Annotated in this window: 13 protein-coding genes; 10 read left to right on the top strand and 3 right to left on the bottom strand. The window is 42.3% G+C overall.

The annotated features are described in order from the left end of the window. Nucleotides 1–956: 956 nt before the first annotated feature. Nucleotides 957–2,219, bottom strand: coding sequence for a dicarboxylate/amino acid:cation symporter (locus tag ACFVSH_RS08950; protein ID WP_387601571.1), 1,263 nt, complete (start codon nucleotides 2,217–2,219; stop codon nucleotides 957–959). Between the two features lie 166 nt (nucleotides 2,220–2,385). On the opposite strand from ACFVSH_RS08950, the gene ACFVSH_RS08945 reads away from it, so the two are divergent. The 3 genes from ACFVSH_RS08945 to ACFVSH_RS08935 all read left to right on the top strand — a co-directional run bounded on the left by ACFVSH_RS08945 (nucleotide 2,386) and on the right by ACFVSH_RS08935 (nucleotide 4,698). Continuing rightward, nucleotides 2,386–3,192, top strand: a complete 807-nt coding sequence (locus tag ACFVSH_RS08945) for an alpha/beta fold hydrolase (RefSeq protein ID WP_387705646.1) — start codon at nucleotides 2,386–2,388, stop codon at nucleotides 3,190–3,192. A gap of 284 nt (nucleotides 3,193–3,476) precedes the next feature. Further along, the gene (locus tag ACFVSH_RS08940) at nucleotides 3,477–4,232 is read left to right on the top strand and encodes a threonine/serine exporter family protein (protein ID WP_260285807.1); all 756 of its coding nucleotides are present in this window, start codon (nucleotides 3,477–3,479) and stop codon (nucleotides 4,230–4,232) included. 16 nt (nucleotides 4,233–4,248) lie between these two features. Beyond that, on the top strand, nucleotides 4,249–4,698 hold the full coding sequence (locus ACFVSH_RS08935) for a threonine/serine exporter family protein (RefSeq protein WP_260285808.1): 450 nt from the start codon (nucleotides 4,249–4,251) through the stop codon (nucleotides 4,696–4,698). A 104-nt stretch (nucleotides 4,699–4,802) separates the two neighbouring features. Here ACFVSH_RS08935 and ACFVSH_RS08930 read toward each other — a convergent pair whose 3' ends face one another. Next, the gene (locus ACFVSH_RS08930; RefSeq protein WP_387601563.1) at nucleotides 4,803–6,341 is read right to left on the bottom strand and encodes a solute symporter family protein; all 1,539 of its coding nucleotides are present in this window, start codon (nucleotides 6,339–6,341) and stop codon (nucleotides 4,803–4,805) included. 14 nt (nucleotides 6,342–6,355) lie between these two features. Beyond that, nucleotides 6,356–6,694: a DUF485 domain-containing protein gene (locus tag ACFVSH_RS08925; RefSeq protein ID WP_387705643.1), complete on the bottom strand. Its 339-nt coding sequence runs from the start codon at nucleotides 6,692–6,694 to the stop codon at nucleotides 6,356–6,358. 244 nt (nucleotides 6,695–6,938) lie between these two features. On the opposite strand from ACFVSH_RS08925, the gene ACFVSH_RS08920 reads away from it, so the two are divergent. The 7 genes from ACFVSH_RS08920 (at nucleotide 6,939) to ACFVSH_RS08890 (ending at nucleotide 13,828) form a co-directional block, all read left to right on the top strand. Next, nucleotides 6,939–7,907 (top strand): efflux RND transporter periplasmic adaptor subunit, encoded by a 969-nt coding sequence (locus ACFVSH_RS08920; RefSeq protein WP_387705641.1) that lies wholly within the window; start codon nucleotides 6,939–6,941, stop codon nucleotides 7,905–7,907. Nucleotide 7,908: 1 nt separating this feature from the next. Further along, nucleotides 7,909–8,649 carry an ABC transporter ATP-binding protein gene (locus tag ACFVSH_RS08915; RefSeq protein ID WP_387705639.1) on the top strand — a complete coding sequence of 247 codons (741 nt, stop codon included), beginning with the start codon at nucleotides 7,909–7,911 and terminating at the stop codon, nucleotides 8,647–8,649. Next, complete coding sequence (locus ACFVSH_RS08910; RefSeq protein WP_387705637.1) at nucleotides 8,597–9,766, top strand: ABC transporter permease; 1,170 nt, start codon at nucleotides 8,597–8,599, stop codon at nucleotides 9,764–9,766. Before ACFVSH_RS08915 ends, ACFVSH_RS08910 begins: the two co-directional genes overlap by 53 nt. Before the next feature lie 108 nt (nucleotides 9,767–9,874). Next, nucleotides 9,875–10,546 carry a response regulator transcription factor gene (locus tag ACFVSH_RS08905; RefSeq protein ID WP_387705635.1) on the top strand — a complete coding sequence of 224 codons (672 nt, stop codon included), beginning with the start codon at nucleotides 9,875–9,877 and terminating at the stop codon, nucleotides 10,544–10,546. A gap of 10 nt (nucleotides 10,547–10,556) precedes the next feature. Next, nucleotides 10,557–11,795: a sensor histidine kinase gene (locus tag ACFVSH_RS08900; protein ID WP_387601547.1), complete on the top strand. Its 1,239-nt coding sequence runs from the start codon at nucleotides 10,557–10,559 to the stop codon at nucleotides 11,793–11,795. Between the two features lie 128 nt (nucleotides 11,796–11,923). Next, nucleotides 11,924–12,379, top strand: a complete 456-nt coding sequence (locus ACFVSH_RS08895; protein WP_387705633.1) for a hypothetical protein — start codon at nucleotides 11,924–11,926, stop codon at nucleotides 12,377–12,379. Nucleotides 12,380–12,643: 264 nt separating this feature from the next. Continuing rightward, nucleotides 12,644–13,828: a NupC/NupG family nucleoside CNT transporter gene (locus ACFVSH_RS08890; protein ID WP_387705631.1), complete on the top strand. Its 1,185-nt coding sequence runs from the start codon at nucleotides 12,644–12,646 to the stop codon at nucleotides 13,826–13,828. Nucleotides 13,829–13,966: the final 138 nt, after the last annotated feature.

Genomic DNA, 13,966 nt, shown 5'->3' with positions numbered 1-13,966 from the left:
TTCTATATCTTATAGGGACGTTTGCAGTTTAATTACAGCTAATTCAATAAATAGCGGGATTAGCAATTTCGTCTGTGATATTATAATTAATAAATTTATTGTGTAAAATTATAATAACGGAGGAATACCAATGCTTCGGGATTATGTCTTTTTAAGACATTAGCTACTGAAGGGCTTAAAATGTCCAATTTTAAATGTTATAGCGCTGATATGCACCAATTTTTAACTTGGTTAGAAGATAATTAGACAACAACTGACTTGGACACTTTTCAACAGCTATTAGATGCTAATCTAACTAAATACTTGAACCATATATCAACCCATAAATATTCTGATGATACTGTCTGACGCTTAAACGTTATCTTGATTGCTTTTTCACTTATTTAGATGAAATATCCCATTACAACTCTTACTTCGCTAAATGTGATTTAACTGATCTTTACGTAACAGGAATAAAGTAAACTTCTTAGCATATAATCAACCGCAAATACTACTTCGGGCAAGGCCCTACATGTCCTCATACATGCAGAACTTCACTCTATAGATATGAATGACATTGATTTCGTAAAAAGTGTTATATCGATAGATAAAAGGGACCATTCATGTATCTAATGAACATATCACCGTTATATTAAAGTACTTTAATAGTATTCCCGAGGCCATAGATACGAGCTATAGGCCTTCAGATCCTCTTTTTGTATCCTTTTAAACCAACTATAAAAGAGGCAAGCCCTGCCGTTTATCGATTCGTGCGATTCAGCAAATTCAATATGAAATTTACCTTGACGATTTATGAAATTACCAAACATTTCATTAACATTCAAATCCCTCCTTCAATCTTTAATTCTATGTAAGGGGTAGGAACCCCTTGTCAATTAAAGTACTGTTTGAAAGAAAGGCGCGAAAAATGAAAAAGCTGGCTCCTGTTTTAACCAGGAGCCAGTCAGTTATAAGAATCATACAGCTTCTTTAATGAATGCTTGTTTTAACCATTTTTTTCCCTCAACTAGCCTTGTGACAAGCATGGCACAAACGGTGTTTCCTGTTGAGTTAAGCAGTGTAGCAGGAGCATCGATGATCGTGGATATAACGGCAATGATCGGCAGGACTTCAATAGGGAAGCCGAATACACTCAGAATCAGCATTTCCCCAATCATGCCGCCCCCAGGAATGGCACCCATAACGGCTCCAACCAAAAAGGCAACAGCCAGTATACTTAAAATGCTTGATATGCTTGTCATATCCTTTCCAAATAAGCTGAATAGGAAAACGATTTTCAATACCCCGCCGAATACCGAACCATCTTTATGAGTGTTGGCTCCGAGTGGGATGACAGTCTCCGCTATATCCTTAGGCACGCCCATTTTCTTGACTGATTCCAGATTGACTGGAATGGATGCGGCACTAGAACATGTTGCAATGGCTGTAATGGACGGTGTCAGGGCATTTTTCCAAAATAGTTTAACTCCATCTTTTCCGCCTGCGATAAAGGCATACAAAGTGAAGAAGCCGAAATAATAAATCAAGGCCAAGACTAGATAAAGAATGAAAGTGCGAGCGTAGCCTTCTAAAATCTGCGGCCCAAGCTGCCCGATTATCGCCGCAAAATAGGCACCAAGTCCAATTGGAGCATAGTACATGACGATTTTGACGACCTTCATCATGACAGCCGTACCCGCTGTCAAAAACTCGGTAATCGGTCTTGCTTTCTCACCGGCCAGTGCAGTGGAAAGCCCGATTAATACCGAGAAAACGATAAGCTGAAGCATATTGCTTCTAGAGAACAGTTCTGGGAAATCGGAAACGGTTACAGTGTTGACCAGCTGACTGAAGAAAGAAACTTCTTCGATGGTCTCTTCAGGGGAACTGTTTTCCATCAGTTCCTTAATGGCTGTCGTATCTGTGCCTTCCAACGGATTTACGATGGTTGTCCCAATGAATCCAATGACGGCAGCTAAAGCGGCTGTTGTCAGGAAAACGAGAACGATGCTTCCCATGATTTTTCCGAGACGCTTCATTCCGCTCATATTGGCAATCGCTGAAGCAATGCTGAAAAATACCAATGGCACGATGATCGTGAACATCAGATTTAAGAATAAGTCCCCTAGCGGCTGTATGATCGAGGTTTTTTCCCCGAAAACCACGCCAGCTAGCCCACCGATAATAATGGCAGTCAGTAATATTAAAGAGGATCGATAGTTTTTGATAAAGCTCTTCATTAAATTTCCGTCCTTTCAGGATGAAGATATCAATAAAAATATACTTCATTATCAACTCTAAAATCAGGTTTGACAATATTTTTTTATAGGAAGGAATGTTAAAAGGAGATATGCAATACATAATAATAGGGAATGGGCTGTGAAAAAATAGTGAAGGAGGGATAGAATGGCATTTATTGAGGTGGAAGAGGGCGTTCGGTTGTTTTATGAAGAAAAGGGCCAGGGAAGACCGGTTATTTTTATCCATGGTGTGTGGATGAGCAGCCGGTTCTTTAAAAGGCAGCTTCCGTACTTTTCGGAAAAATATAGAACGATCCTACTTGATTTAAGAAGCCATGGTCAGTCAAATCATGTACATTACGGAAATACGGTCTCCGTTTATGCCAAAGATCTTCATGCATTCATAGGTAAACTGGGATTAAAGGATGTCATACTTGTAGGCTGGTCCATGGGGGCATTTGTCGTCTGGGATTATCTTAAGCAATTCGGTGAGGGAAATATTCATTCAACCGTGATTGTGGATGAATTGGCCTCTGATTTTAAGTGGCCCGATTTTAATATCGGTGCATTTGATATGGACACGTTGATTGCCTTCATGACTGAAATTCAAACGAATCGTGCCCCATTTCTACAAAGCTTCCTTGCTTCCATGTTCAACAATGAATTATCTGCAGAGGATGCAAGCTGGATGCTTGGGGAAGTGACCAGAATGCCGGAATCCATTGCCAGTAGCATTCTATTTGACCAATCGATTGTGGACTATCGTGAATTCTTACCAAAAATCAATATTCCGACACTTCTCTGTTTTGGAAGGCATGAAAAAGTAATTCCTGTTGCAGCAGGAGAACATTTGCATGAAAACATTCCGAATTCCAAACTAGTAATCTTTGAAGATAGTTGCCATTGTCCATTTATGGAAGAAAGCGATTTGTTTAATGAAACCGTGGATTGCTTCATTCAAAAGGGCGTATAGTCGTACTGGACGGGAAAAAGGGGATGCAGGGTTCGTGTGCCCGCACTCCTTTTATTTATGGTTTAAATGAATCTTTCTGTTAACTAAACGGTTTCGGCAAGAAATAAGGGGAATACTGGTACTAAGGAAGTCTGAAGTGGCGGTTAATGGAATTGATAAATTAAATAGGTAATATTTTTATATCCTTTTCACGGGAATTGGGCTATTATGAGGTGGATTTAACTTGGTATGATCGTTATCTGTTATTGAGGGAAACTCATGCAGGAAGTGATGGAGAGGATAAAATGGATGATCGTTTACTATACAATGAAATTATAGATGTATGTTTACTTGCGGGAAAAATCATGCTTCAGAACGGAGCGGAAACTTCACGGGTGGAAGATACGATGGTAAGAATCGCTGCAGCGTTTGGATGCGGTGACTCACATAGTTTTTCGACCCCTACAGGAATTATTTTTTCTCTGGATGGCATGCACCCGGCTTCAAAATTAATTCGAGTTTCCCAACGATCTACAGATTTACATAAGGTAACGCTGGTCAACAGCATATCCCGAAGCATTTCCAGCAAGGAAATGACACCGGAGGAAGCTTATTTACAGTTAAAACAAATCGAAAAGGCCGGGATGGGGTATCCCATGTGGGTACAGGTCTTTGCTGCATTTATATCGAGCGGCTGCTTTTTAATCATGTTCCAAGGCCAGTGGAATGATTTCATCTGGTCCTGTATAGCTGGAGGAATGGGTTTCTCATGCCTGTTTTATTTGCACCGGTTACTGGAAGTTCGGTTTTTTGCTGAATTCATCGCCTCATTAGTCGTAGGTCTAGCAGCTATGTTCTTTGTCCAGATTGGAGTAGGAAGTCATTTGGACAAGATAATCATTGGAGCGGTGATGCCGCTTGTGCCAGGGCTGTTAATTACGAATGCAGCAAGGGATTTAATTGCAGGACATTTGGTTTCAGGCCTATCCAAGGGTGTTGATGCAGGTTTGACTGCTTTAGCCATTGGGGCAGGAATATCGGCTGCATTTGTTTTCTTATGATTTTAGGGGAGGAAGAATGATGATTGCACAGCTTATTACAAGTTTCATTGCCTCAGCCGCCTTTGGAGTCATCTTCAATGTACCAAAAAATTCATTGTTACAATGTGGCTTCGTAGGGATGTTAGGGTGGATCTTATACTTTTTTCTGGTTGAAAATGAGATAAACAGCATCATGGCAACATTAGCGGCTGCATTTATCGTTGCGGTTATCAGTCAGTATTTTGCTAAAAGGTATAAAACGCCGATCACGGTTTTCAATATATCGGGAATCATCCCGCTCGTGCCTGGGGGTTTGTCGTATGATGCGATGAAGCATTTTGTCGGAAATGATTTTTATGTTGCTGTTCAATTGGCCGCCAAGGTCTTCATGCTGGCTGGTGCCATTGCGATGGGGCTGATCTTTGCAGAAGTCATGAATCAGTTAGTAACTAAGTACAATAGAAGGAAGTTAAGATTGAGAAGTTAGCAGGAATCTTCTTGATATATGTTTCTAAATAAAGAGAAAGGAGATCAGGCCGGACCCTGATCTCCTTTCTCTTTTTAATATTTTAAAATAATAAGTAAGCTAGCTTATATAGGATCTTTCATCCCAGTGTTGGCTGTAACCAAAATTTCGTCGAATTTTTTTGCATCGGCTTTCTTGCTTGACAGAAGTGTTCCGGCGATGGCTGCGATAAAACCAATCGGGATGGAGATGATGCCTGGATTGGCAAGCGGGAATAGTGGCTCCCCGACGAATATTGCCGCTCCCTCCACCGGTGACCAGACATTGGGACTCAGGAACACAAGCAATAAAGAACTGACCAGTCCAACTAACATGCCCGTGACGGCCCCAGCTGTGTTAAAACGTTTCCAGAATACCGTGAAGACAATGATGGGCAGATTGGCACTGGCAGCGACGGCAAAGGCAAGTGAAACAAGGAAGGCGACATTCATGTTTTGGGCAAATAAGGCAAGGATGATGGAGAGGACGGACACTCCGATCGATGCCCAACGAGCAGCAACGACTTGTTCCTTGTCAGTGGCTTGGCCCTTCCGGATGATGTGGCCATAGAAGTCATGGGCAAAAGCAGATGCTGCCGATAGAACGAGACCTGCTACAACCGCTAAAATGGTAGCGAATGCAACTGCAGAGACAAAGGCGAACAGGAAGTCACCCCCAATGGCTTCGGCAAGCAGCGGGGCAGCCATATTCCCGGCCGCGTTCGCGCCAATGATTTTGTCGTATCCAACAAAAGCTGCCGCTCCAAATCCTAGGAAAATGGTCATTATATAAAAGATGCCAATGATCCAAGTGGCATATACGACGGACTTTCTGGCTGTGATGGCGTCTTTCACGGTAAAGAAACGGATGAGAATGTGAGGAAGTCCTGCTGTACCGAGTACAAGGGCTAAATTAAGGGATAAGGTATCCAAGGGATCCTTGAATTTGTTACCGGGGTTGAGGAAATCCCCGCCCAAAGGAGTGGCTGTTTTCATCTGCTTGAACATCTCGATCACGCTAAAGTCGAATTTCGCCAATACGATGATGGAGATGATGAATGTACCTGCCATCAATAAAACGGCTTTGACGATTTGGACCCAACTGGTGGCCGTCATACCGCCAAATACGACGTATACGGTCATTAAAATGCCTACAATGATGACGGAGTAAAGATAATCAAGTCCAAGTAAGAGTTTTATAAGGGCACCTGCACCGACTAATTGGGCGATCATATAAAAGGTTGAAATGGAAATGGTGTTAAGGGCAGCGACACCGCGTACTTTCTTTTCATTGAAACGGGCAGCGATCATGTCTGCCAATGTAAATTTGCCAAGGTTACGGAGCGGTTCGGCCACGATATAAAGAACGACCAGATACGCAACCAGAAAACCTATGCTATAGAAAAAACCATCAAATCCAGAGAGTGCGACCATGCCGGCTATCCCCAAAAACGAGGCAGCGGACATATAATCTCCCGCAATGGCCCAGCCATTCTGCCAGCCGGTAAGGCTGCTGTCCGCCGTATAAAAGTCCGCGGTCGTTTTGGTGCGCCGTGAAGCAAAATAGGTAATGACCAATGTTAGCCCGACAATGATTAGAAACAATATGAAAGCAAGTATATTCATTGTGAATTCACCTTTTATCCTTTCGCTTCTTTAATGATTTTTTCCACTAATCGGTCAAATGTCGCAGCTTTTTTGGAATAGAGGATGCATAATGTCCAGGTCATGATAAATTGAGCGAAGGCAAAAATCCAGGCCCAGCTGATTGCCCCGAAAGCATAGGAGTTAAGAACTTTGGAATAGGAAGTTAGTAGGGGTAGGGTGAAATAAAAGACCATGAAAAAGATGGATAGCGGGACGATGAAATTGCGTTTTTTCCTTAACAGTTCTTGAAAAGATTGTGATTGGACGATCTCGGTGTAGTTCGTGGAAGCGCTTACCTTGGTTTCCTTAGCGATAGAATCGTTAGATGCCAAGTTGGTTCCCCCTTCATCATTATTGATTCGGATTACATTACCAAATTCCGATATCAGTATCAGTATATAATTTTCTGAATATATTGTAAATTAAATTTTCGTTCGACATTGTTTTAATTTTTCGTACAGGGAGTGTCCTGTATAAATGAAAGATCATGGAAATCAAACGTATCGCCATTAAGGAAAAGTTAAGCTTCTTTCACGATACTGGTTTCAACGAAGGAAATCTGAAAGGAGAAAAGTGATGAAAAAGTGGATAATGATATGTACGGTTTTAGTGCTGGCGATTGGGGGATGCGCTTGGTTTTTCATGAAGGACAGTGCTGAGCCTGTCATCGCAAAGTCGGTGACCGCAACAGTTGAAAAGGGAGATCTTGAAGTTCAAATAAGCGGATCCGGATCGGTCGCCGCAATCAATAGTGAAGACATCACTTCCTCTATAACGGGTGAAGTGGATGAAGTTCTTGTAGAGAAGAATGAATTGGTTGAGAAAGGTGATGAACTTATTACCTTCACGGATGGAAGTGACCCGATAACAGCCCCATTCGATGGTACCGTTACAACAATGGATGTAAAAAAAGGGGATCGTGTATCAAGCGGTGAAGTGTTGGCGCATGTTACGGATTATAAAAAATTGAAAACCACGATCAGTGTAGATGAATTGGATGTTCCAAGTGTTAAAAAAGGACAAACAGTTGAAATTAAAGCCGGTGCTTTTGAAGATGAAACGTTTACGGGTGAAGTGACCAGTGTAGCAAAGGAAGGTACATATGAGAATGGAGTTTCTTCGTTCGATGTTACGATCAAAATTGACAAACCAGGCGATATAAAAATTGGGATGTCGACTGAAGTGAGCATTTTGACGAATAGTGTTAAAGATGCTTTATATGTTCCGATTGAAGCAGTCCAAATGGATGGTGAAGAGAAATATGTAAATATACAACAATCCGGTACAGCTGAAGGAACTGCCAGTACAAAGAAAGCGGTTGAGACTGGGATCAGCAATGATAGGTATATTGAAATAACTTCGGGACTTGAAGAGGGCCAGTTTGTTTCCTTGCCTATCACCATCAATGAAAGCACGACTGGCACTGGCGGCAATGGAATGAGGGGAGGCCAAGGAGGCGAAATACGAATGCAGGGCGGCAGCGGAATGCCGAGCGTCGGGATGCCAAACGGTGGCGGAATGCCAAGCAGCAATGGAGGTCAGTAAAATGGCGAAACCCATCATAGAAATTAGGAACATGTCTAAATCATATGAATTAGGCGGTGAAACGGTTAAGGCACTTCAAGATGTCTGTCTTACAATCGATAAAGGCGATTTCATTTCGATCATCGGTCCTTCTGGGTCAGGAAAATCGACGTTCATGAATATGATTGGCTGCCTTGACAAGCCTGACATAGGTGAATATCTTCTTGATGGAAAAGAAGTGGAAAAGATGAAGGATAATGAGTTAGCTGCCATTCGTAATATTAAAATAGGATTTATCTTTCAAAATTTCAACCTGTTGGCAAAACTGACAGCGTTGGAAAATGTCGAACTTCCCCTGGTTTATAGAGGGGCAAGCGTGAAGGAAAGAAGAAAAGTGGCCAATGCATGCCTTGATATGGTAGGTCTGAGTGACCGAAAGAATCATCTGCCGAACCAACTGTCGGGCGGACAGCAGCAAAGAGTTGCGATTGCAAGGGCACTTGCCGGTGACCCGCCCGTTCTATTGGCGGATGAGCCGACGGGGGCCTTGGATAGTAAAACGAGTAAAGAAGTGCTGCAGATGCTGAAAGAATTGAACGAAAAGGGACAAACAATCATTCTAATAACCCATGACTTGGAAGTGGCAAAAGAAGCGACTCGTGTCGTCCGGATACAGGATGGTCAGCTATTTGAGAACGGGGGTGATTGGATTGAACCTGAGCGAATCAATGAAAATGGCTATACGCAGTATCAAAACCAATAAAGTCAGAGCATTTTTAACCATGCTTGGGATCATAATTGGAGTTGCCTCTGTAATCGTTCTGGTTTCGATCGGGCAGGGTTCCTCACAGTCCGTTCAGGATGAGATCAATAGCCTGGGAACGAACTTGATAACGGTAAGTGTCACGGATACCGACTCCGTGGAGCTGACGGATGATACAATTGAACAGTTTAAAGAGCTGAACGGGATATCGGAAGTGGCGCCTGTGGTCACCGGACGCGTTTATGCTAAAAACGGAGAAGCTTCGGCACAGGTTTCAATGACCGGTGCAACTTCATCCTACTTATCGGTTAGGGATCTGGAGCTCAGTCAAGGCCGATTTTTGACTGATATGGAAACGCAATTAAGATCCAAGGTCGTCGTCCTGGGGTCGGATACAGCCAGCACGCTTTTTGAAAATCAAAAAGCTGTGGACCAGAACGTGCTTATCGGCGGAGTTTCCTATCGCGTGATTGGTGTGCTGAAATCGGTAGGTACCTCAATGGGGTCGAGCGGGGATGATGTAATCATTGCACCGATCACCACTGCCGAAAGGGCTACAGGCAGCACAACAATCGGAACCGTATATTTAAAAGCGGATAACGAGAATATCATAGATAGGGCGATGTACCACGTACAAGGTACGATGACCACATCATTCCCAGAACAGAGTGATAATTATTCGGTGTCCAATCAAGAAGATCTGATGGATACAATGAGCTCTGTGTCGGATACGTTCACACTCATGCTAGGCGGTATAGCCAGTATTTCGTTACTGGTGGGCGGAATCGGGATCATGAATATCATGTTGGTTTCCGTAACAGAAAGGACGAAGGAAATCGGGATTAGAAAAGCAATTGGGGCGAATCGGAAATCGATTCTTCTTCAGTTTTTGATTGAAGCGATGGTCCTGAGCTGCTTCGGGGGATTGTTGGGTGTTGGAATCGGATTGGGAATCGCAAAATTGATTTCAGTTTTTTCAAGCTTAACGATCAGTTATTCATGGTCGGTAACACTGTTTGCTTTCTTATTCTCCATTTTAATCGGGATAATGTTTGGTGTATTTCCTGCCAATAAGGCATCCAAATTAAATCCAATCCAGGCACTGCGTCACGAATGAACATACAATTTGAAAGAAAGCAGGCGATTAAAAGCCCGCTTTCTTTTGCATATGAAAAAGGATAAAATCAACATATATCACAATTGAGGCGGTTGGGAGGCACCCTGCATGAAGGTTTTGGTGGTAGAAGATAATGTTTCATTATTAGAGTCGATCCGACAGATTCTGACGGATGAATATGAAGTGGATACAGCGGATAATGGGGAAGATGGACTATTCATGGCTCAGCAAAGTATATACGATATCATCATTTTGGATGTAATGCTTCCGGGAATCGATGGATTTGAAATCGTACGGAAAATCAGGGAAGCAAAAATAGATACAAGTGTCTTGTTTTTGACGGCAAAAGATGCACTTGAGGATCGTGTCAGAGGATTGGAAATGGGTGGCGATGATTATTTAGTCAAGCCGTTTCAGGCACTGGAACTTAAGGCCAGGATTCGTGCCCTGCTTCGAAGGAGTGGCATTTTATCGCTTGAGCAGCATGTGAAATACCGTAATATTGAACTGTTGGAAAAAGAAAAGGATATTTTAGTTGATGGAAAGGTCATTAAAATGACCTTGAAACAGTTTGAATTACTGGAATACCTAATTCGAAATAGTGGGAAAATATTGACCCGTGAGCAGATTTTCGACCGCATTTGGGGGTTTGATTCAGATACGACGATTGCCATTGTGGAAGTGTTCATCCATCACCTTAGAAAAAAATTGGAACCTTTCAATTACCATAAAGATATTCAAACCGTCAGGGGTATTGGTTATATGCTAAAACAACCATAAGGGGATCATTATGTTCCAAAAAACACGACTTCAACTAACCATATTGAATTCTATCGTCTTTATTGTCTTAATAGCCATTTTAAGCAGAACAATTTATTTTTATACGGAAAATCAGATTTATAGGGATGTCAATGATTCACTTCAACAGGATTACAGGGATTTCAATAATGGCGGCAGGCCAGGCGGACGTCCGCAAGGTGAGTTTCTCTTAGGACCGGGACCGAGCGTCATCATTTGGGGGCCGGATGATACGATCATTGAGCCAAGACTAAGTGCAGACAATTTCTATAAGGTCAATGAATTGGAATTTTACCCTGAAAGATTTGAAGAGATTGAAGAAATATCGGTGAATGGATACACGTACCGTGCACTTTCCACCAAGGTCGATACGGAGTATGGAAAGATGACCGTACAATTCATCAGGAATGTGGATACAGAAAAAGAAATGCTCGATCGCTTGCTGCTCATCTTGTTTGTTGGTGGAGGAATTGGAAGTTTGGTGGCGGTAGGCGCAGGCTATCTTCTGGCAGGACGGGCCCTGATCCCTGTCAAGAAATCCTGGGATCAGCAACAGCAGTTTGTCTCGGATGCTTCGCATGAAATTCGCACTCCGCTTGCTGTCATTCAATCGCGGGCTGATTTGCTATTTCAATCACCGAACGCGACCATCGAGGAAAAGGCCGTTGATATATCCATCATTTCTAAAGAAGTCCGGCGATTGAATAAGCTTGTTAACGGACTTTTAACCTTGACCAGAACGGATTCGAATCAAATCGAGGTTAAGAAATCGAACTTTTTCCTTGATGACTTACTAATGGATATCGTGGAACAGTATAGGGATATAGCTTCTTTTCAAGAGAAATCGATCATTAGCCATGCTCCTGAACAGGTGGTGTTTCATGGGGATAAAGAGAGAATTCATCAGCTATTGGTGATCTTGGTGGATAATGCCATGAAATTTACCGAAGAAGGCGGGGAGATTTCCCTATCCTGCATCAAGAATGCTTCATCCATCATTCTTACTATAGAGGATAATGGAGAAGGTATTCCGCAGGAAGATCTCCCCTTGATTTTTAACCGTTTTTACCAAGTCGAGCAATCCCGTTCAGCAAATGAAGGCTCCGGCTTAGGTTTATCCATAGCCAAATGGATTGTAAACACACATCAAGGGAACATCAAAGTTACGAGTGAGCAAAATGAACGCACCCGTTTTGAAATCACTTTTCCAAGAAATCAAAAGAAAAATTAATACAACAATAGATGCCATCCAATACGAAAAGGACCCTTACTTTTTTCCTTGTTGCTTAAGGAAAAATTAAGGGCCTTTTTAGATAATCATCTTATAAATACATTTATTTTCGGAGGAGAAAACCATTGATGAAAAGATTTGGTAAGTTACACTTTTTGGTTGGAATATTGGCATCGGTTCTCTTAATGGCCCAAGCAGTCATCGGGGTCATGATGTATGTGTATGGCAGCGGCAATGAACCCGTGAATCGACAGGCGATGATGGGTCAGCCTGCCGACCGCAACACAACAGAATCGGATGTTGCGGAAGAATCGGCTAATAGCAGTACGGCGACACACGATTCAACTTCAACTACGGGAACGGCATCAAATGATATGCAGGGCACTCCACAAGGCGGGCCTAATGGTTCCGGGACTCCAGGAGAGATGCATAGCGGTGGCGGTTTCCAAGGCAGAGACTCTTTTGCAGGGAAATTGATCGGCTTTTATCAAGGGGCAGGTGGCTTGGCCGCATCCATCATCATCTTTATCGTTGGAGGCGCTGGATTAGCGATGTCGGTGATATCCAGAAAAACAACAGCCTAAAAATTCAATGCTATTTGAGGAAAGAGAAGGCTCCTTTCGAAGGGGAACCTTCTTTTTTCATTCATGAAACCCACTATTGTCACTAATTGTTATTTTAAAAAGGGAAATAATAATTGCACTTAAAAAAATATTAGTTTAATATAGACTTCTGGAGAGGTACGTACATGTATTTTGGATGAAAGAGAAAACGTTTGCATAATTTTTTTGAGGGTAACCTACTAGTAATGCACGACATAAAATTCACCCTTAGTGGAGGCAGAATATATGAAATTTCTGATTGCAATTTTAGGGCTGCTTATTGTTTTTGGACTAGCTTTATTAGCCAGCAGTGACCGGAAGAAAGTTAAAATTAAACCGATCATCCTCATGGTGGTCATTCAGCTTATTTTAACTTATTTATTATTGAATACGAAGTTTGGTTTAGTGATCATCAATTCGATTGCCGATGCTTTCGGAAAACTTTTACAATGGGCAAATGAAGGGATCACCTTTGTATTTGGCGGGATTGTAAACGAAGGAGCATCGCCATTCTTTTTAAATGTCCTTCTTCCAATCGTCTTCATCTCGGCATTAATCGGGATTTTACAGCACTTCAAGATCCTTCCGTTCATCATGAAGTGGATTGGATTCCTTTTAAGTAAGGTGAATGGGATGGGTAAATTGGAATCTTACAATGCGGTTGCATCTGCAATAGTGGGCCAATCCGAAGTTTTCATAACCTTGAAAAAACAACTCGGTGCGATTCCGCCATCTCGCATGTATACGCTTTGTGCATCAGCCATGTCAACTGTATCGATGTCGATTGTCGGTGCATACATGACGATGATTGAACCAAAGTATGTTGTGACGGCAATCGTTATTAACATGTTCGGAGGATTTATCATTGCATCCATTATCAATCCTTATACCGTAACGGATGAGGAGGATATTCTCCCTGTTGAAGAAGGGGCAGAGAAGCAGTCTTTCTTCGAAATGCTTGGGGAATATATCATGGATGGATTTAAGGTTGCTATCACTGTAGCAGCGATGTTAATTGGTTTCGTTGCATTAATCGCAGGAATCAACAGTGTATTCGACATGGTCTTCGGAATCAGCTTCCAAGACATCATGGGGTATATCTTTGCACCGTTTGCTTTTATCATGGGTGTACCGATATCAGAAACCGTGACTGCTGGCGGAATCATGGCGACGAAGCTGGTAACCAATGAATTCGTTGCCATGCTGAGCCTAGGGGAAGCATCAGCAGCCTTGAGCGATAGGACGATAGGGATCGTTTCGGTTTTCTTGGTTTCATTCGCTAATTTCTCATCTATTGGAATCATTGCCGGTGCAGTCAAAGGACTTCATGAAAAACAGGGTAATGTTGTAGCCCGTTTCGGCTTGAAGCTGTTATACGGTGCGACGCTTGTCAGCATCCTATCAGCGATCATTGTAAGCGTGATACTTTAATTGACGGATCTAACACAAAAGGGCACTTGGGTTTACTCCTAAGTGCCTCTTTTTATATTTGTGCATCAAAAAAGAGAAAAAAATTTTTGAATTTGAAGGCGTTTGGCCTGCTGGTATATAATACATAAAATGACAGGC

The organism is Peribacillus sp. NPDC058002, assembly GCF_042886655.1.
GTDB lineage: Bacteria > Bacillota > Bacilli > Bacillales > DSM-1321 > Peribacillus > Peribacillus aracenensis.
This window is presented reverse-complemented; position numbering and strand designations above follow the sequence as displayed.

Bases quoted from the DNA above. Each gene is read 5' to 3' on its own strand.
- ACFVSH_RS08950 (WP_387601571.1), bottom strand. From the start codon at position 2,219: ATGAAGAGCTTTATCAAAAACTATCGATCCTCTTTAATATTACTGACT.
- ACFVSH_RS08945 (WP_387705646.1), top strand. From the start codon at position 2,386: ATGGCATTTATTGAGGTGGAAGAGGGCGTTCGGTTGTTTTATGAAGAA.
- ACFVSH_RS08940 (WP_260285807.1), top strand. From the start codon at position 3,477: ATGGATGATCGTTTACTATACAATGAAATTATAGATGTATGTTTACTT.
- ACFVSH_RS08935 (WP_260285808.1), top strand. From the start codon at position 4,249: ATGATGATTGCACAGCTTATTACAAGTTTCATTGCCTCAGCCGCCTTT.
- ACFVSH_RS08930 (WP_387601563.1), bottom strand. From the start codon at position 6,341: ATGAATATACTTGCTTTCATATTGTTTCTAATCATTGTCGGGCTAACA.
- ACFVSH_RS08920 (WP_387705641.1), top strand. From the start codon at position 6,939: ATGAAAAAGTGGATAATGATATGTACGGTTTTAGTGCTGGCGATTGGG.
- ACFVSH_RS08915 (WP_387705639.1), top strand. From the start codon at position 7,909: ATGGCGAAACCCATCATAGAAATTAGGAACATGTCTAAATCATATGAA.
- ACFVSH_RS08905 (WP_387705635.1), top strand. From the start codon at position 9,875: ATGAAGGTTTTGGTGGTAGAAGATAATGTTTCATTATTAGAGTCGATC.
- ACFVSH_RS08900 (WP_387601547.1), top strand. From the start codon at position 10,557: ATGTTCCAAAAAACACGACTTCAACTAACCATATTGAATTCTATCGTC.
- ACFVSH_RS08895 (WP_387705633.1), top strand. From the start codon at position 11,924: ATGAAAAGATTTGGTAAGTTACACTTTTTGGTTGGAATATTGGCATCG.
- ACFVSH_RS08890 (WP_387705631.1), top strand. From the start codon at position 12,644: ATGAAATTTCTGATTGCAATTTTAGGGCTGCTTATTGTTTTTGGACTA.